Annotated in this window: 17 protein-coding genes; 8 read left to right on the top strand and 9 right to left on the bottom strand. The window is 67.1% G+C overall.

All coding sequences use genetic code 11. From position 1 onward, the window contains the following. Positions 1-22: 22 nt before the first annotated feature. Positions 23-610, bottom strand: a complete 588-nt coding sequence (locus QUV25_RS02410; RefSeq protein ID WP_300861035.1) for an NAD(P)H-dependent oxidoreductase — start codon at positions 608-610, stop codon at positions 23-25. 103 nt (positions 611-713) lie between these two features. Here QUV25_RS02410 and QUV25_RS02405 point away from each other — a divergent pair, with 103 nt between their 5' ends. Next, positions 714-1,295: a TetR/AcrR family transcriptional regulator gene (locus QUV25_RS02405; RefSeq protein ID WP_300861033.1), complete on the top strand. Its 582-nt coding sequence runs from the start codon at positions 714-716 to the stop codon at positions 1,293-1,295. Between the two features lie 113 nt (positions 1,296-1,408). Here the strand turns inward: QUV25_RS02405 and QUV25_RS02400 are convergent, their stop codons facing one another. The 4 genes from QUV25_RS02400 to argH all read right to left on the bottom strand — a co-directional run bounded on the left by QUV25_RS02400 (position 1,409) and on the right by argH (position 7,231). After that, on the bottom strand, positions 1,409-1,927 hold the full coding sequence (locus QUV25_RS02400; RefSeq protein WP_300861031.1) for a hemerythrin domain-containing protein: 519 nt from the start codon (positions 1,925-1,927) through the stop codon (positions 1,409-1,411). Between the two features lie 46 nt (positions 1,928-1,973). Further along, entirely contained in the window at positions 1,974-4,355 is a 2,382-nt protein-coding gene (locus QUV25_RS02395) for an alpha/beta hydrolase fold domain-containing protein (protein WP_300861030.1), read from the bottom strand. Between the two features lie 137 nt (positions 4,356-4,492). Further along, a complete protein-coding gene (locus tag QUV25_RS02390; protein ID WP_300861028.1) occupies positions 4,493-5,641 on the bottom strand; it encodes an HDOD domain-containing protein in 1,149 nt (382 codons plus the stop codon). A gap of 135 nt (positions 5,642-5,776) precedes the next feature. Further along, positions 5,777-7,231 carry an argininosuccinate lyase gene (gene argH, locus QUV25_RS02385; RefSeq protein WP_300861026.1) on the bottom strand — a complete coding sequence of 485 codons (1,455 nt, stop codon included), beginning with the start codon at positions 7,229-7,231 and terminating at the stop codon, positions 5,777-5,779. A gap of 154 nt (positions 7,232-7,385) precedes the next feature. On the opposite strand from argH, the gene QUV25_RS02380 reads away from it, so the two are divergent. After that, a complete protein-coding gene (locus tag QUV25_RS02380; protein ID WP_300861025.1) occupies positions 7,386-8,441 on the top strand; it encodes a sensor histidine kinase in 1,056 nt (351 codons plus the stop codon). A 30-nt stretch (positions 8,442-8,471) separates the two neighbouring features. Continuing rightward, entirely contained in the window at positions 8,472-9,215 is a 744-nt protein-coding gene (locus QUV25_RS02375) for a LytTR family DNA-binding domain-containing protein (RefSeq protein WP_300861023.1), read from the top strand. A 218-nt stretch (positions 9,216-9,433) separates the two neighbouring features. Here the strand turns inward: QUV25_RS02375 and recJ are convergent, their stop codons facing one another. Together recJ and QUV25_RS02365 are read right to left on the bottom strand one after the other, a co-directional pair. Continuing rightward, the gene (recJ, locus tag QUV25_RS02370; protein WP_300861022.1) at positions 9,434-11,170 is read right to left on the bottom strand and encodes a single-stranded-DNA-specific exonuclease RecJ; all 1,737 of its coding nucleotides are present in this window, start codon (positions 11,168-11,170) and stop codon (positions 9,434-9,436) included. Between the two features lie 10 nt (positions 11,171-11,180). Further along, complete coding sequence (locus tag QUV25_RS02365; protein ID WP_300861020.1) at positions 11,181-12,158, bottom strand: phosphoglycerate mutase; 978 nt, start codon at positions 12,156-12,158, stop codon at positions 11,181-11,183. A gap of 46 nt (positions 12,159-12,204) precedes the next feature. On the opposite strand from QUV25_RS02365, the gene QUV25_RS02360 reads away from it, so the two are divergent. Both QUV25_RS02360 and lolD read left to right on the top strand, forming a co-directional pair. Then, a complete protein-coding gene (locus QUV25_RS02360; RefSeq protein ID WP_300861018.1) occupies positions 12,205-13,461 on the top strand; it encodes a lipoprotein-releasing ABC transporter permease subunit in 1,257 nt (418 codons plus the stop codon). Between the two features lie 120 nt (positions 13,462-13,581). Further along, entirely contained in the window at positions 13,582-14,262 is a 681-nt protein-coding gene (gene lolD, locus QUV25_RS02355) for a lipoprotein-releasing ABC transporter ATP-binding protein LolD (protein ID WP_300861016.1), read from the top strand. Between the two features lie 27 nt (positions 14,263-14,289). Here the strand turns inward: lolD and QUV25_RS02350 are convergent, their stop codons facing one another. Next, positions 14,290-14,736 carry an META domain-containing protein gene (locus QUV25_RS02350; RefSeq protein ID WP_300861014.1) on the bottom strand — a complete coding sequence of 149 codons (447 nt, stop codon included), beginning with the start codon at positions 14,734-14,736 and terminating at the stop codon, positions 14,290-14,292. Positions 14,737-14,809: 73 nt separating this feature from the next. Between QUV25_RS02350 and QUV25_RS02345 the strand changes: the two genes are divergently transcribed. Beyond that, positions 14,810-15,658: a TatD family hydrolase gene (locus tag QUV25_RS02345; RefSeq protein WP_300861012.1), complete on the top strand. Its 849-nt coding sequence runs from the start codon at positions 14,810-14,812 to the stop codon at positions 15,656-15,658. Position 15,659: 1 nt separating this feature from the next. After that, positions 15,660-16,229: a DNA-deoxyinosine glycosylase gene (locus QUV25_RS02340; protein ID WP_300861011.1), complete on the top strand. Its 570-nt coding sequence runs from the start codon at positions 15,660-15,662 to the stop codon at positions 16,227-16,229. Between the two features lie 31 nt (positions 16,230-16,260). On the opposite strand, the gene QUV25_RS02335 is transcribed toward QUV25_RS02340, so the two are convergent. Then, positions 16,261-17,070: a mechanosensitive ion channel family protein gene (locus QUV25_RS02335; RefSeq protein WP_300861010.1), complete on the bottom strand. Its 810-nt coding sequence runs from the start codon at positions 17,068-17,070 to the stop codon at positions 16,261-16,263. A gap of 144 nt (positions 17,071-17,214) precedes the next feature. Here QUV25_RS02335 and QUV25_RS02330 point away from each other — a divergent pair, with 144 nt between their 5' ends. Continuing rightward, on the top strand, positions 17,215-17,997 hold the full coding sequence (locus QUV25_RS02330) for a spermidine synthase (protein WP_300861009.1): 783 nt from the start codon (positions 17,215-17,217) through the stop codon (positions 17,995-17,997).

The raw sequence follows: 17,997 nt of genomic DNA, 5'->3' as shown, positions 1-17,997 counted from the left end.
TCCCCTCTGGGACCTGGCCCCGTCAGGCCGCCTGCGTGCCCAAATCCTGGATCTGCTTCACCCAGCGATTCACCTGTTCGGGCTTGGCCTCGCTGGCTGGCCCGAGGTGCGTCAGCCTGGTGGGCTTGAGGCCGATGAACTCCAGGATCTGCCGGCGCAGCTGCCAGATCAGGGCATTCTTGTAGGCCAGCCGCATGAACCAGCCCGGGGTATCGGAGGTGATCACCACGCGCGCGCTGCGCCCCGTCAGCATCGGCAGCGGCAGGCCGAGCAGGCTCTTGTTGCGGGTGTCGAAGGCCCGGCCGGGAAGCAGCGCCCGGTCAAACAGGCCCTTGAGCTTGGCGGGCAGCCCACCCCACCACATGGGCGTGGACATCATGAAGTGTTCGCTCCACGACAGGTCTTGCAGCAATTGCTCCAACGCGGGCTCCAGTGGCTTGGGCTGCTCGAAGTTGACCCAGCCGAAGTCGGCATCGAAGTGCAGATCGTGCAGGTGGGTGAGGCGAACCTCGTGCCCGGCCTGGCGCGCGGCGTCGGCATAGGCCTCCACCAGGGTGCGGGACAGCGAGCGTTCGGCCGGGTGACCGTTGAGAATGAAGATGCGTTTCACGGCGGTGGTTCCTATAAAATTGACCGGAGTCAAATTTATAGGTCAAAAAATGACCAAGGTCAATATAAATTGACTGAGGTCAGTTTATGATCACCCGGGCACCATGAAAAAAGCCGTCCAGCAGCGAACCCTGGAAACCCGTTCCCGACTGACCTCGGTGGCGGACGAACTCGCCGCCGAAAAAGGCTTCGAGGCCCTGCGCATCGAAGAGGTTGTGCAGCGCGCAGGCGTGGCCAAAGGCACGTTCTTTGCGCACTTCAAGGACAAAGACGAGCTGATGGACCTGCTCGTCGGCGAGCGCATCAACACCTTGCTCGACCGCATGGCGGCCGGCCCCGCGCCGAGTGACGCCGACCAGCTGGCCCGGCGCTTGATGCCGCTGGTGGAGCTGATGTCGTCCGAGCGCTATGTGTTCGACGTCATCCTGCGCCGCTCGGGCGCGATGGCCGTGGAAGAGATCGGCCCCATTGCCAGCACCTTCGGCCGGCTGGCCGAACTCATGGGCCAGTGGCTGGCCCAGGGAGCGTTTCGCAAAGACGTGCCGCTCGAGATCCTGGTCGAGGGCGTGGAAGCTTTTCTGGTGCAGACCCTGGCGCTGAACTTCTGCGCCTTGCACAAAGACAAGTCCATGAAGGCCCGGTTGCAGCCCTATCTGCGCGCTTGGCTGGCGCCAGGGGTGGGATGAACTGGCAGTAGACCGGGGAACAAGGGCGTACTCGACGCCGACATCGTCCTCGACCTCAAGGACCGCAGCAAGGGACTGCTCATCAGCGGCGGCAGCAACACCTACCCGTGCTGTCAGCTGCAGCTCACGCTGCCGCACCCGCTCATGCTCGCGGGCCGGATCACCGAAGGGTCAGCCAGGGTTTCGGTGGTGGTGTCGAAGCCCACCTGCTGCAGGTGTTGGGCCAGGCCGGCGTCCATGCTGGCGGCGTGTTGCGGGAACCATTCGGCCAGCGCCTCGGCCAGCCGGGTGATGATTTCCGGGTCGTCGTTCTCGAAGAGCGGGATCACCGCGTGCATGGTGTCCAGGATGGTGGCGTGGTGGCTGGCGTGGCAGTTGTCGGTGGCAAAACCCGTGGCCAGCATCCAGCGCTCCTCTTGCGCAAAGTGCTCCACCGTGTGCGCCAGGAATTCGCGGTACAGCGGCAGTTGCTGGTCCACCGGGGTGGCGAGCAGGGCGTTGAGCTGGTCGACGAATTCGGCGTGGGTCTCGTCCATGCGCGCATCGCCTACTTGAAGCTGGTCTGTCCACACCAAGCTGGCGGCGGGTGCTGAAAGGGTTGTTGAGGAGGCGGTGGGGCTGTCGGTGTGCATGGGCTGGGAGCTTAGCGGCGGGCGGGGCGGTGGGGCTTGACGCACGTCAAGCGAGGCGGTAGCTGGTGAAGTCGGGCTGGCGCACGGCCTTCACGTACTCGGCGGTGAAGCCGGGAAAGATGGCGACGATCTTGCCGCTGTCCATGCGGTACCAGCTGCGGCACTGGCTCCAGACCGAACCATCCAGGCGCAACTGCAGTTCGCGGTTGTAGGCCACCATGGCTTGCTGGGTGACCTCCACGGTGCGGTACCCGCCGGCGCGCACCGCCTGCATGCAGGCGATGGCGTGTTGCACCTCGGGCTCGATGTAGAGCAAGGTGGAGGTGTGGCCGGTGGCGGTGTTGGGGCCGAGCATGAGAAAGAGGTTGGGGAAGCCCGCCACGCTCACGCCCTGATAGGCCTCGGGGCCGGCCTGCCAGGCCTGCGACAGCGTCTGTCCGCCGCGCCCGGTGACGGTGATGCTGGACAGCAGATGCTGGGTGTCGAAGCCGGTGGCGCAGACCAGCACATCGATTTCGCGCTCGGTGCCGTCGGTGGTGACGATGCCGGTTTCGGTGAAGCGCTCGATGGGTGTGGTGACCAGCTCCACATGTGGCTGGCCCAGCGCGGGGAAAAAGTCGTTGGAATAGATGATGCGTTTGCAGCCCAGCGGGTAGTCGGGCGTGAGCTGGGCGCGCAGCGTGGCATTGGGTACCTGGCGCTTGCGGTGCGCGGCAGCGGTCTTGAGCATGCCCTTGCGCGCCAGCGTGCCGTCGTCGAAGCCGCGACGGCCCCATTCGAGGAGGTGCATCCAGCTCCAGCGCGTGATGCGGTTGTACAGCGTGAACTGAGCCAGCGCGCGGTCGAGCGCGCCGTAGCGGCGGTCCAGCCGCGGCATGACCCAGTTGGCCGTGCGCTGGAATACAAACAGTTGCTTGGCCCGCCCGGCCACCGGGGCAACAAGCTGCGACGCGGTGGAGCCAGTGCCGATGACGGCCACGCGCTGGCCCGCCAGCGGCACCGCGTGGTCCCATCGCGCGGAGTGCAGGCGCCGGCCCTGGAAGCTGTCCAGCCCGGGAATGTCGGGCCAGCGCGGCTGGTTGAGCGGGCCGGTGCTGCACACGAAGAAGCGCGAGCGCAGCTGGCGCCCGTCTTCGGTGGTGAAGTGCCAGCGGCCGCTGGCTTCGTCAAAACGCGCCTCGGCCAGCCGGGTGCTGAAGCGGATGCGCTCGGTGAGGCCGTGGCGCTCGGCGAGCTGCTGCATGTAGGCCTGGATTTCGGGCGCTGAGGCGAAGCGGCGCGTCCAGCCCGGGTTGGGCGCGAACGAAAACGAATAGACCGGCGACGGCACATCCACATGCGCGCCGGGGTAGGTGTTGTCCCACCAGGTGCCGCCCAGGCCGGGCTGTTTTTCCAGGATGACGAAGTTGTGCATCCCGGCCTTCTGCAGCTGGATCGCCATGCACAGGCCGGACATACCGGCACCGAGGATGACGATCTCGTGTTCGGCTGTACCGTTCGCCTCGAGCGGCAGGTGCGCATGGGCAAAGCTGGCCAGGCGCAAGATGGCCTCGTCCGCGCTCTTGAGCACGCCGCCGTGCAGCTGGAACACGTGCCAGCGGTGCTGGGTGATCTCGCAACGTACGTGCACGCCAGCGGCCACCAGGGCGGTTTCCAGCGCCAGCGCCTGGTCGTGCAGCAGCTCGTCGGTGCCGGCCTGGATCAGCGTGGGTGGCAGGCCGTTCAGGTCGCCACGCAGGGGTGAGATGCCGGGCTCGGCGGCGCTGTGCTGGCCGCGGTAGAAGTCCACGCAGGCTTGCGCCCAGGCGGTGCTCAGCATGGCTTCGCCGGGCGGCGGCACCGGCAGCGGGTCGGGCGTGACCGCATCGCCCAGAGGCGAGAGCAGCAGCAGCGAAGCGGGTCCGGGCTCGTCTGCGTCGCGCAAGGCCATCGCCAGCGCCAGCGCCAGGCTGCCGCCGGCCGAGTCGCCACCGACGATCACCGGGCCTTCTGTGCGCAGCGCACGGAAGACGGCGAGCGCATCCTCCAGAGCAGCGGGGTAGGGGTGTTCGGGCGCGAGCCGGTAGTCGAGCGCGAACACCGGCAGGCCGCTGGCCAGGCTCAGGCGCGCGGTGAGCGAGCGGTGGGTGCGCGGCGAGCCGATGCAGAAAGCACCACCGTGCAGGTAGAGGATGGCGGCGGGTGGAGTGGTGTTGCTGCTGTTGCGCAGGCGCAGCCATTCGCCCGGCACACCGCCCACCTGGTCGGCTGTGGCCACCGCGGCGCGCGGTACCGGCAACGAGAGCCTGGCGAGCAGCGACAGCCAGCGGCGCTGAAAGCCGATCGAGAAGCGTGGCGAAAACACCGGCTTGATCAGCGCCTGCAGCAACAAGCGTTGCAAGCCGGCCAGCAGCTTTTCCAGCCAGCCCTCGGGGGTGAACACCTGCATGGAACGGCCCTCTTGAATCGAGGGGGCAGTTTAGGGCCTGCTCACAGCAGTTTTCTGAGATGCGATGCAGATCAGCAAGGCCACGCCGCTTTGCGAAGCCTGGCCATCGGCTGCGAAGGCCAGCGCGGGCGAGCGGCTTACTGCGCCCGGGGTGCGTTGTTCAGCATCAGCTGCAGCGCGGTTTGCAGCTCGGGCGCTTGCAGGGCGGCGTTGAGGCCGGCAAGCGCGGGGTGGGCGAGGCAGCTGCGCAGGTGGTGGGTGTCGGGGCCGATGTCTTGCGCGGCGTCGTAGTTGGCCAGCCCAGTCTGCTGGCCCAGCGCCAGCCGCTCGCCCAGGCGCGCACACAGGTAGCCCAGCGCCAGCCGCGGCAAGCGCGCCGGGTCGACGCTGGCCACCGGCGTGACCAGCAGGCGGCTCATGTCGCCCACCTCGTCGATGAGGGCCTCTGGCAAGGACCACGACTGGAGCAGCAGGCTTCCGATTTCGCTGGCGTTCAGGTCCATTAGGGCCTGCTCGTGTTCGGTGCGCTCCACGCGGTTGCGGGTCAGCCAGCCCTCCAGCTCAGCGGGCGGCATGAGCGAGGCGGTGGCGAGGTGGCCGACAAAGCCGAGCACCACCTGGGTGGCCAGGCCGCCCTGGTCGGGCAGGTTCAAGGCCTTGCTCAGGCGAACGCTGAGTTCGCTTGCGATGGCGCTGGCTTTCCAGATCTCGTCAAACACCCGCTGCGAAGAGGCCAGGCGCGGTTTGAACGCTTCGGCCAGCATGTATTGCAGGCAGATGTTGCGCACCGTGTTCATGCCCAGAAAAGTCACGGCCTGACCGACGCCATTGACTGGACGGTGCAGACCGTAAAAAGGCGCATTCACCGTGCCCAGCACCTTGGCGGCGATCAGGGGTTCGGCCATGACGAGCTCGCTGAGTTCGGTCGAGCCGGCACGGGCCACAAACTCGGGCGAGAGCAGCTGCTGCAGCGAGCCCGGCGGACGGGGGATGCCGCTGACGGTGGCCAGCAAGGTAGCGCGCCGCGGCGCCTCCAGATCGGCTTCGCGCCGCCACACCAGCGCGGCCAGCTCGGGAGGCACTGGCTCGGCAGGTGCAGCGGGGGCCTGGGTCGTAAGCGGTGCGGGGATCGGGCGCGCGGCGCGGGGTGCGCGGGTGGGCTGGGGGGAAAAAGCGGTCAGGGTGGAGGCTGGAGCCGACATCGGGCGCGACGCCGGGCGCCGCCAGGCCCACCAGCCCAAGGCGGCGGCAAACACCAGGGCGATCCAGAGGTAGAGGGTTGACACGCGGAGACTCCAGTTACAAAAAGGGCACCAGGGCAGGGCAAGCCTGGGTTCTCCTCATGTCATCGGCTCGCCGGGCCCGATCTTGAGTCTGAAAAGGGGCGGTTTCAGTCCCGTTTGCGTGCCTCGGCGAGGGGTTCAGGCCAGACGCTGGCGGTGGCGCTGGATCTGAGCCCTGACCTGCACCGGTGCCGTACCCCCTAGGGTGTTACGGGCGTTTAGGCTGCCGCGCAGGCTCAGGCATTCGTACACGTCTTTTTCGATGCTGGCGTGAAAGCCTTGCAGCACCGCCAGCGGCAGCTCGGACAGGTCGCACTGGTGCGACTGCGCAGCCTTGACGGCGTGGGCCACGGTTTCGTGGGCGTCGCGGAAGGGCAGGCCTTTCTTGACCAGATAGTCGGCCAGGTCGGTGGCGGTGGCGTAGCCCTTCTTGGCGGCCTCTTCCATAGCGATGGCGTTGACGGTGATGCCGCCTTCCTTCTGCCCGGTGGCCGGGTTGAGCTGGCCGCCCACCATTTCGGCAAAGATGCGCAGTGTGTCCTTCAAGGTGTCCACGGTGTCGAACAGCGGCTCCTTGTCTTCCTGGTTGTCCTTGTTGTAGGCCAGTGGCTGCCCTTTCATGAGCGTGATCAGCGCCATCAGGTGGCCGACCACGCGACCGGTCTTGCCGCGCGCGAGTTCGGGCACGTCGGGGTTTTTCTTCTGCGGCATGATGGAACTGCCGGTGGTGAAGCGGTCGGCGATCTTCACGAAGCCGAAGTTCTGGCTCATCCACAAAATCAGCTCTTCGCTGAAGCGGCTGATGTGCACCATGCACAACGAGGCAGCCGCGGTGAATTCGATCGCGAAGTCGCGGTCGCTCACGCCGTCCAGGCTGTTCTGGCAGACCTGTGGGTTGCCTTGCTCATCGACCATGCCCAGCGTGCGCGCCACGCGCTCGCGGTCCAGCGGGTAGGTGGTGCCTGCAAGGGCCGCCGAGCCCAGCGGCAGGCGGTTGGTGCGGCGGCGCACGTCGGCCATGCGCTCGGCGTCGCGGCTGAACATCTCCACATAGGCCAGCAGTTGGTGGGCAAAGCTTACCGGCTGGGCGACCTGCAGGTGGGTGAAGCCGGGCAGGATCACGTCCACGTTTTTGTCGGCCACGTCCACCAGCGCCTTTTGCAGTTCTGTCAGCAGGTCCGAAATCAGGTCGATCTCGCCGCGCAGCCACAGGCGCACGTCGGTGGCGACCTGGTCGTTGCGGCTGCGGCCGGTGTGCAGGCGTTTGCCCGCGTCGCCCACCAGCTGGGTCAGGCGCGCCTCGATGTTCAGGTGCACGTCTTCCAGGTCGAGCTTCCACTCGAACGTACCGGCTTCGATTTCCGAGCGGATCTGCGCCATGCCGCGCTCGATGTCGGCGCGGTCCTTCGCGGCGATGATGCCCTGCGCGGCCAGCATCTCGGCGTGGGCCAGGCTGCCGGTGATGTCGGCCAGCCACAGGCGTTTGTCAAAGAAGACACTGGCGGTGTAGCGCTTGACCAGCTCGCTCATGGGCTCGGAGAACAAGGCGGACCAGGCTTCGGATTTCTTGTCGAATTGGTTGGGGTGGCTCATGTTGGAATCGGTATTCGGCGCCGCGGGGTCAGGCGGGTGTGTGAGGATCGGGTCGGCGCAATCGTCGGTCAGTGGCCCCTTGGTCCAGGGGATGTGTTTCAAGGTGCGTCGACGCGGCTGGACGCGCGGCGCGGTGCGCCTATAGTGTGCAGCCATGAAGGATTCGAAGATTTTATCGAGCTACCAGGACCTGCACCCGACGATTGGCGCCCTGCCGCTGTCGGACATGCCGCAGGTGGTGCGCGAGCTGGTGTTCGACACTTGCAAGGTGGGCGTGGTCCTGCGCGCGGTGCTCTTCGTGCAGGCGGTGGTGGCGGTGGCTGCGCTGTTTGGTGCGCCAAGCGCCTGGGGCTGGCTGACGCAGATGGCGGTGCTGACCGGCGCCGCGCTGCCCGCCACGCTGGCCTGGCTGCTGAGTGCTTGCGCGGTGAAAAAGCCCATCAGCCGGCTGCCGCTGCCGGCGCAGTGGGCGGTGGGCATTGGCCTGGGTCTGCTGGCGGGGTTGTACGGGTGTGGCCTGCTGAGCTGGATGGGCCTGGTCGACCCGGCGCCCTGGCTGGCGAGTTCGGCCGCGGGGGCCCTGCTGGCTGCGGTGCTGGTGGCGGCGCTGGTCTGGCGCGCCAAGGCGCGCATGCCTGCCGGCACCACGGCGCAGCTGGCCGAGCTCCAGGCCCGCATCCGACCGCACTTTTTGTTCAACACGCTCAACACCGCGATCGCCCTGGTGCGCGAGGAGCCTGCCAAGGCCGAGAGCCTGCTCGAAGACCTGAGCGAGCTGTTTCGCCACGCACTGGCCGATACCCAGGAATCCGTGCCGCTGTGGCAGGAGCTGGAGCTGGCCGAGCACTACCTGGCGATCGAGCAGGTGCGCTTTGGCGATCGGCTCAAGGTGGAGTGGAGCGTGGATGAGGCCGCGTCGCGGGCCAAGCTGCCGCCGCTGATCTTGCAGCCGCTGGTGGAAAACGCGGTCAAGCACGGTGTCGAGCCCAGCCCGGGCGGCGCCATGGTGCGCATCAGCACCAAACGGCGCGGCGGCGTGGTGATCATCAAGGTGACCAACACCGTGCCTGCGGGCAGCGGACGGCGCGGCCACGGGCTGGCGCTGGACAATGTGCGCCAGCGGCTGACCTTGCTGCACGATGTGCAGGGGCGTTTTCAGAGCGCGCTGGTCAAGGATGTTTTCCAGGTGCGCCTGGAAATCCCGGTATAAGGTGCATGTAAGACGGCAACGGAGCACGGTATGACACTGAGGGTATTGATCGTTGACGACGAAGCGCACGCGCGAAGCCGCTTGCGCACACTGCTGAGCGAATGCACCGAACCGCGTGCCGACGTGGTGGCCGAGGCGGCCAATGCGGTGCAGGCGGTGGAACAGATGCAGCGCACGGCCTGTGACCTGATCCTGCTCGACGTGCGCATGCCGGGAGTGGACGGTGTGCAGCTCGCCAGCCGTCTGCGCGAAATGGGCGCGCCGCCTTCCATCGTGTTCGTCACCGCCTACGCGGAACATGCGGTCGAAGCGTTCGAGCTGGAGGCGATCGACTACCTCACCAAGCCCGTGCGCCGCGAGCGCCTGCAGCAGGCGCTGCAAAAGGTGCAGCGGGCCCGCAGTGCATCCGAAAGCGGCACCGACACCGGCGGTGCCACTGAGCACCTCATCATCCAGGAACGCGGTCGCAGCGAGCGTGTGGCCCTGACGGAAGTGGTCTACCTCAAGGCCGAACTCAAGTACATCACCGTGCGCACCGCCGACAAGGAACACATCTACGACGGCGCTCTGAATGACCTGGAGCAGCGCTACGCCCACCTGTTTGTGCGGGTGCACCGCAACGCCCTGGTGGCCCGCCGCGCCGTGCGCGCGGTGGAGAAGCACAACGACCCGGTGGAAGGCGAGGGCTGGACCGTGCGGCTCGATGGCGTGGACGAGCGGCTCGCTGTCTCACGGCGGCAACTGGCGGCGGTGCGGGAAGCGTTGATGACCTGAAGTAGTGACCCCCCGCGCCGCCTGCGGCGTCACCCCCCAGGGGGCAACGCTGGCCGACCGGCAGAGCCGGATCGGCGGCGTTCTGAGCTGAGACATTGCGCGCCGGAAACCAGCCTCGTGAATCGAAGGGAAGCCTTTCAAGGGCACCGCGGAACTGGCTTTGCCAGGCCGCCAGTGCCGCCCCCTGGGGGTGACGGCGAAGCCGGCGCGGGGGGCAACTAAATCTCCGCAGCTTCCACCAGAAACCGCACCCGTCGCTGACCCTGCCACTCATCTGCGTCGAGCCGGAAAGCGAGCCTGACGCGCTCGGGCAAGGGATCGGTATGGCCAAACCAGATGCCGTCGACCGGCTCGCCCTGGTGCTTCATCTTCAAGGCCAGGTGTTTCTCGCCGACCAGGCGCTGGCTGACGATCTGCAGCTCTTCGCAGAACACCGGTGGCGCAAAGCCCTGGCCCCAGACCTCCTTGTGCAGGGTGTCGACCAGATCGGTTCGGCGGTACTGCTTGTCGAGCACGCCATCGGCCTCCAGTCGGCGCTGGAGCGTGGCCGCGTCCAGCCATTCGTGGGCCACCTGCTGCAGGGCAGCTTCGAAAGTCTCCAGGTGCTCTTCTTCGATGGTGCAGCCCGCGGCCATGGCGTGGCCACCGAATCGCAGCAGCACGCCCGGGTGGCGTTTGGCCACCAGATCGAGCGCATCGCGCAGGTGGAAGCCGGGGATCGAGCGACCCGAGCCCTTGAGCTCGTGTTCCTTGCCCTCGGCGCGGCTGGCGGCGAAGACGAAGGTGGGGCGGTGCAGCTTGTCCTTGAGGCGCGAGGCCACGATGCCGACCACGCCTTCGTGGAAATCGGGGTCGAAGACGGTGACCGCTGGCGGTGGCTCTTCTGAGGCGTCGAACAGGTCTTCGGCCAGCGCCAGTGCCTGCTCGCGCATGTCGCCCTCGATGGCCTTGCGCTCGCGGTTGATGCCGTCGAGCGTGCGGGCCAGCTCGTCGGCGCGCAGCGCGTCGTCCGTGATCAGGCACTCGATGCCCAGCGTCATGTCGGCCAGGCGGCCCGCGGCGTTCAGGCGCGGGCCGAGCGCAAAGCCGAAGTCGAAGCTGGTTGCCATCTCGGGCCGGCGCGCGGCCACGTTGAACAAGGCCCTCATGCCGGGCGGCATGGCGCCGACGCGCACCCGCTTCAGGCCTTGGGCCACCAGTCGGCGGTTGTTGGCGTCGAGCTTCACCACATCGGCCACGGTGCCCAGTGCCACCAAAGGAAGCAGTGCGTCGATTTTGGGTTGAGTTTTCAGATCGAACACAGCGCGCTCGCGCAACTCGGCGCGCAGCGCGAGCAACACATAAAACATCACGCCCACACCGGCGATGCTCTTGCTCTCGAAGTCGCAGCCGGGCTGGTTCGGGTTGACGATGATGCAGTCCTCGGGCACAACCACCGCGCCGTCTTGCAGCGCGGGCAGGTGGTGGTCGGTCACGATGACTTGCAGGCCGAGCTCACGCGCAGCGCTCACACCAGCGAGGCTGGCGATGCCGTTGTCCACAGTGACCAGCACGTCGGCGCCGCTGGCCTTGACGCGCTGCGCGATCGAGGGCGTGAGGCCGTAACCGTCGGTGACGCGGTCGGGTACCAGGTAGCGCACCCGGTCAAAGCCCAGGGGCGCTCCCAGCAGTCGCAGGCCACGCACGCCCACGGCGCAGGCGGTGGCGCCGTCGCAGTCGTAGTCGGCCACGATGCAGACGGTTTTGTTCGCGGTCACGGCCTCGGCCAGCGCTCGGGCAGCTTCTGCCGCGCCTTTCATGGACGCGGGCGGCAGCAGCAGCGACAGCGCGTCGTCGAGCTGTTCTTTGGCGGTGATGCCGCGCGCCGCAAACAGGCGCGCCAGCAACGGGTGCACGCCGCCTTGCTCAAGCGCCCAGGCCGCGCGCGGGGGGACATCTCGGGTGATGATTTTCATGAGACTTGATTCACAGGGGTTCAAGGTGTTTCCAGGCGGACGGTGCACCGCCCAGCCACTGCATGACAAGGCGGACGCGCTGACCCAGGCTGCGCGGTCGCCAGGCCCATTGCGTCCAGCCGCGTTCGCCGCACAGGGTGAGGGTGACGGGCTCGCCGGCGCGCGCGCGCGCCAGCAGTTCGGCGATGGGGCCGCTGTCCAGCGCCTCCCAGGCGCGCTGCCAGCTGGCCCAGTCGCCGAGCAAAGCGGCTTGGCGCAGCGCATCGGGTTGCGTGGGCCAATGGGGCTTCGCGATGGGTTGCGAGAGCGCGCCTGCGCCGTGTACCCAGAACCCGTTCACGATGGGCTGGCGCGCGGCCTCGCGGCGGTCGTTCACCGGGTGGGTGTAGAACAGCATCTGCGCTTCGCTTTGCAGACGGGTGATGAGGGGGTGGCGCCCCTGGGCGGGCGTCCAGTCGGCCACCGATCGGCCGCTGACGCGGTCCAGGCTGGCGCACGCCAGCTCGCGCAGCGGCTCACCGGTGGCGCGCCAGCGGGTGGCCGATTCGTAGAGCAGCTCAATGCCGTCTTCCGCAGCAAAGGGCGCGAGCGCGTCGAACAGCGGGCGCGCATCGGTATCCGCCAAAGCCAGCCGGTCGCCTGGCAGCAGCGTGACCTGATCCATGCCGACCTGGAAGTGGCTGGGCGTGAACCAGGCTTGAGGCTGCAGTGGCTGCTCGCTGGCCGCAGCGGCCCAGGGATAACGTCCTGGGCGAGCCTCGCCGGAAGCCTGCAGGCCTATGGCCAGCGCGAGCGCACGCTCGTGCGGTGCATCCAGGTGCTGATCGTCACCGATTTCACTGGCTACTTGCGTCAGTTCGGCCAGCAGGGCGGTCAGACCGGGCAGGGCCAGACCGCTGAGCAGGGCGCGGCATTCAGGCGCGCTGGCGGTGGCGAAGGGAACCAGCAGGTGGTGAGCGGACTCAGGTGCTGGGTGGGAAGCGGGCATGACGCGATTGTCGGGGATGCCACAATCTCTTGGCTCAACCCCATTTATGCAAACTCCCTACGAACTCATTCTCGGCTGGCGCTACACCCGCGCCGGCCGCGCCACCCGGCGCAACGGCTTCATCTCCTTCATCTCGGGCGTGTCCATGCTGGGCATTGCGCTGGGCGTGGCGGCGCTCATCATCGTGCTCTCGGTGATGAACGGCTTCCAGAAGGAGGTCCGCGACCGCATGCTGGGCGTGCTCTCGCACATCGAAGTGTTTGAACCGGGCGGGCAGGCCATTCCCAACCTGGCGACGACGCTGGCCACCATCGAGCGCCATCCCGAGGTGCTGGGCGCCGCGCCCTTCGTCGGCGCGCAGGCGCTGATTGCGCGCGGGGAAGATATGAAGGGCGCGCTGGTGCGCGGTATCGACCCCGCACTGGAGCCGCGCGTGACCGACCTGGTGCGCGAGATGGCGCCCACGCTGCTGCCCCAGCTGGCGCCCGGCGCATTCAACATCATCCTTGGCGGCGAACTGGCGCGCAGCCTGGGCGTCATCCCGGGCGACACGGTGACGCTGATCGCGCCCAGCGGCCAGGTCACACCGGCTGGCGTGGTGCCGCGCATCCGCAGCATGACGGTGGTGGGCACCTTCGACTCCGGTCACTTCGAATACGACTCGGCGCTGGCGCTGCTGCACCAGGACGACGCCGCGCGCATCTTCCGGGTGGAAGGGCCGACCGGCGTGCGCATCAAGATCAAGGATTTGCACGCCGCGCGCGAGGTCGCGATCTCGATCGCCGCCGACCTCGACCCCGGTCTGCTGGTGCGCGACTGGACGCGCCAGAACCGCACCTGGTTCGCCGCCGTGCAGCTCGAAAAACGCATGATGTTCATCATCCTCACGCTGATCGTGGCGGTGGCCGCGTTCAACCTGGTGTCCACGCTGGTCATGACGGTCACCGACAAGCGCGCCGACATCGCCATCCTGCGCACCCTGGGCGCCAGCCCGCGCAGCATCATGGGTGTGTTCATGGTGCAGGGCGCGATGGTGGGCGTGATCGGCACCGGGCTGGGCCTGCTGCTCGGCCTGGGCGTGGCCTTCAATATCGATACCCTGGTGCCAGCGCTGGAGCGGATGCTCGGAGCAAGCTTCCTGCCGCAGGATGTCTATCTCATCAGCCGCATGCCCAGCGATCCCCAGCGCACCGACATCCTGCCGGTGGCCATCATTTCCCTGGTGCTGTCGTTCGTGGCCACGATTTACCCGAGCTGGCGCGCGAGTCGCGTGAACCCAGCCGAAGCGTTGAGATATGAATGAGGCCCCCACGCTCCGCCGCTGCGCGGGTCGCTGCCCCCCGAGGGGGCTGATTTCCCTTGGGGCGGCCCGGCGGGAAATCCTCACCCCCACGCTGCGCCGCTGCGCGACTGCGAAATCCGTATGACCGATGTTGTTCTCCAGGCCCAAGGCCTGACCAAGCGCTTCACCGAAGGCCGGCTGGATGTGACCGTCTTGCAGGGTGTCGACCTCATCGTGCGCGCGGGCGAAACCGTGGCCATCGTCGGCGCGTCGGGCTCGGGCAAGAGCACCTTGCTTCACCTGCTGGGTGGGCTGGACGCCCCCACCAGTGGCCATGTGACCCTGATGGGCCAGCGGCTGGACGGTCTCAATGCGTCGAGCCAGGGCGTGTTGCGCAACCAGCACCTCGGTTTTGTCTACCAGTTCCACCACCTGCTGCCCGAGTTCAGCGCGCGCGACAACGTGGCCATGCCGCTGTGGATCCGCCGCCAGCCGCGTGCCCAGGCCAGCGAGCAGGCTGCCAAGGTGCTGGCCCGCGTGGGTCTGGGTGAACGGCTGCACCACCGGCCCGCCGAGCTCTCGGGTGGCGAGCGCCAGCGCGTGGCGATCGCGCGCGCCCTGGTCACGAAGCCCGCCTGCGTGCTGGCCGACGAGCCCACCGGCAACCTGGACCGCAGCACCGCCGACGGCGTGTTCGCGCTCATGCTGGAACTGGCCCGCGACCAGGGCACGGCGTTCATCGTCGTCACGCACGACGAATCACTGGCTGCGCGCTGCAGCCGTGTCTTGCGCCTGACAGCGGGCGTACTGAGCGCAGGCTGAGCCGCTCTGCAGCTTGCGCCGCTGCGCTCACTTCACGCGCACGAACCGCAACGGTGGCTCGCCGCCCGCCAGATGCAGCGTCAGGGTGTCGCCCTGACGCTGCATGCGCTGCGCCTGCAGGAGCGCGGCGAGGTAGCGGCTTTCCTGTTCCATGGCGTCGGGCTGGCAGGCCATCCGGGTTGCGCCCAGCTGGTCGAAGCGCACGCGCTCACCCGAGAGGCTGACCGCGCCAAAGAACCGGTTGCAGGTGCCAAGGCCGGCCACGCGCCCCGCCTCGGGAAACGCCAGCGTGGCCGGTGCCGTGGCCAACACCGGCTCACCTCCCAGCATCTCCAGGCGCCATTCGGTTCCCCAAAGCGCCTCGGCAGTGGGAATTCTGGGCATGGCACAGCTGGCCAGACCCAGCAGCGGTAGGGCCAGGCAAAGCAGCGCCTGGCGGCGTCGAGACAACGGCCATGGGTTTGCGAGGGTCATGAAACGCTTCCTGAAGCAGGGTTGGGAGATGACATGCAGCGCGAGCACACCACCCCTGGGCACAATGGGGAGGATGTGGATCGATACCCATTGTCACCTTGACGCGCCCGAGTTCGGCCCCGATCAAACGCTGGCCGTACAGGCCCGTGAGCGCGCTACCAGCCTGGGGGTGGAGCTGTGCGTGATCCCTGCGGTAGCACGCGCCAACTTCGATGTTGTGCGTCGCCTGGCGCACCGCCTGGGTGATGCCTACGCGCTGGGTATTCACCCTTTGTTCGTGCCGCAGGCGAAAGAAGACGATCTGCTGGCGCTCGACTCCGCGCTCAGCGAACACCGCGACGATCCGCGCCTGGTGGCGGTGGGCGAGATTGGGCTGGACTTCTTTGTGCCAACGTTGTGCGAACCTGCGATGCGCGAGCGCCAGACGTTTTTCTACCGCGAGCAGTTGCGCCTGGCGCGCAAGCACCGGCTGCCGGTGATCCTGCACGTGCGCCGCAGTGCCGATGTGCTGCTTAAGCACATTCGCGAGCTGCCTACCGGGAGTGGCATCGCGCACGCCTTCAACGGCAGCGCCCAGCAGGCGCAGGCCTTCATTGACCTCGGTTTCAAGCTGGGATTTGGCGGTGCAGTGACCTTCGAGCCCGCCTTGAAGCTGCGTCAAATGGCGGTGGATCTGTCGCTGTCGGCGCTGGTGCTGGAAACCGACGCGCCCGACATCCCGCCGCAGTGGCTGTACGCCACCGCCGCCGAGCGCGCGGCAGGTCGGGCGCAAGGGCTCAACACGCCGGCCGAGTTGCCGCGCATCGCTGAAGTGGTGGCGGGTCTGCGCGGCATGGACCCGCATGAGCTGGCGCGAGCCACCCGCGCCAACGCCTGCGCGGCCTTGCCGCGTCTGACGGCCTTGCTGGCCCAGGCGGGCTGAGATGACGCGACTGTTCGGTTTGCCTCCGGTGCTGGACGCAAACACGCGCCTGCTGGTGCTCGGCAGTTTCCCGGGTGTGGCGTCGCTGCGCGCGCAGCAGTACTACGGGCATCCGCAAAATGCGTTCTGGAAGATCCTGGGTGCGCTCTGGTCGCAGGACCTGATGGCCTTGCCCTATGCGCAGCGCATCGAAGCTGCGCAGGCACACGGGCTGGGCATCTGGGATGTGTACCGGGCCTGCGAGCGCGAGGGCAGCCTGGACACCGCCATTCGCCGCGCCGAACTCAACGACTTCGCGCGTGTGCTGCGCGAATGCCCGCTGCTGCAGGCCATCGCGCACAACGGCGGCGAGAGCTTCAGGCACGCGCGCCACACGCAGGCGCTGGGTCTTCCCGTTCACAAACTACCCTCGACCAGCCCCGCCAACGCGAGCTGGTCTTTAGAGCGAAAGCTTCACGCTTGGCGAACGGTGCTCGAAGCCGCAGGCGTTGCAGGGGCACCAGAAGCAGCAGTAATGGCAGTAAGAGCAGGAACTGCAGATGACCCAGGCCGCCAGCGCCGCCACCCGTGAGGGTGACGTGCGAAGCGCGGCGCGGTGGGGGTTACACCGTCCGGTGTGCCACTGGCGTCTCTGGCACAGGGTAGCCGGCCGCACCAAAGGTGTTGACGATGGCTTTGTGGGTGTCGAAGTAGACCTGCCAGTAGTGGTCTGTGTGGGTGTAAGGCCGCACGCAGAGCTTGGGGCCTTCGGGCGTGAACTCCAGGATTTCGATGTCGGGGGCTGGGTCGGTGCGCACGTTGGGGATGGCAGCGATCGCCGGGCGCAGGCGCGCCATGGCGTCTTGCACATCCACGCTGTTGGCGACCTTGGCCACACAGTCCACGCGCCGGAAGGGCTCGGCACTGAAGTTCTGGATGTTGTCGCCAAACACCTTGTTGTTGCCCACCACGGTCAGCACGTTGTCGGGCGTGAGCACAGTGGTGGCGAACAGGCCAAGTTCCTTGACCGTGCCCAGTGTGCCACCGGCGTTGATGAAGTCTCCCACTTTGTAAGGGCGCAACACCTGCAGGAACAGGCCGGCGGCAAAGTTGCCGAGCATGCCGCTCCAGGCCGCGCCGATGGCCAGGCCTGCGCCAGCCAGCAAAGCTGCGAAGGAGGTCGTCTGGACACCGAAGATGCCCAGAATGGACAGGATGAGGACCACCGTCAGGCCCACCGAGACGATGGACTTGAGGTAGGTGATCAGCGTGGCATCCAGCTTGTTGGCGCGCTCCAGGGCCTTGCCCATCAGCCTTGTCGCCAGCCCGATGAGCCAGCGGCCGATGATCCAGGCGACGATGGCCCCTACGATCTTGAGCGCGAAGTCGGCGCCCTGGGTGGTCAGAAAGTTCAAGATCACTTCGGTGTTCATAATTCAGCCTTTCATGGTGACGTTCAACTCTATGTCTCTGTCTGCTGCTATCGGATGCGCTCGCTCAGCTGCTCTACGATGCGATGCGTCAATCGTGGGGTTGTACCCGCGAATGTTGCATTCATGCCATAGACAGGCGGCAGCGTGAAGGCTGGCGCCAACGCGGCAGCTCGGCGGCGCAGCGGTCCGCAGACCCTGCCCGAGGTGACCCTTTCAGAAGATGGCGAGGTCCGCTTTCTCCACCTCGGCACCGAATGGATTCAGGGCTCGATGCTGATCGACGCGCCCTTTGTCATTGAACTCGACTATGTTCAGCGCATGATGGCCTGGCTGCTGTTTGTCGAGCCCGACTCGGTGCCCAAGCGCCGCGCCATGCAGCTCGGGCTGGGCTCTGCGGCGCTCACCAAGTTTTGTTTCAAGGCCTGCCGAATGGATACCACAGCGGTGGAAATCAACCCGCAGGTGCTGGCCGCTTGCCGCGGCTGGTTCAAGTTGCCGGCCGACGGCCCGCGCCTGCGTGTGGTGCTGGCCGATGCGGCAGAGGAGGTTCGAAAGCCCGAGCACACGGGCCGCATCGACGCCTTGCAGGTTGACCTCTATGACCACGAAGCGGCGGCGCCCGTGCTCGATAGCCCTGACTTCTACGTCGACTGCCGCTCGGTGCTGAGCGACGATGGGCTGATGACCGTGAACCTCTTTGGCCGCGACGCCAGCTATGAGCGTTCGCTGCAAAGCATGGCCACCGCGTTTGGCGAAGACGCGCTTTGGGCCTTCAAGCCCACGCGCGAAGGCAACACCATCGTGCTGGCGCAGCGCACGCCCGAGCGCCCCACTCGCATGCAGCTGCTGGCGCGCGCCGAGGCGGTGCAGTTGCGCTGGGGTTTGCCGGCGGTCAAGTGGCTCAAGCTGTTCAAACCGGTATCCTGA

Origin of the sequence: Hydrogenophaga sp. (genome assembly GCF_030373245.1) — a bacterium.
Lineage (GTDB): Bacteria > Pseudomonadota > Gammaproteobacteria > Burkholderiales > Burkholderiaceae_C > Hydrogenophaga.
This window is presented reverse-complemented; position numbering and strand designations above follow the sequence as displayed.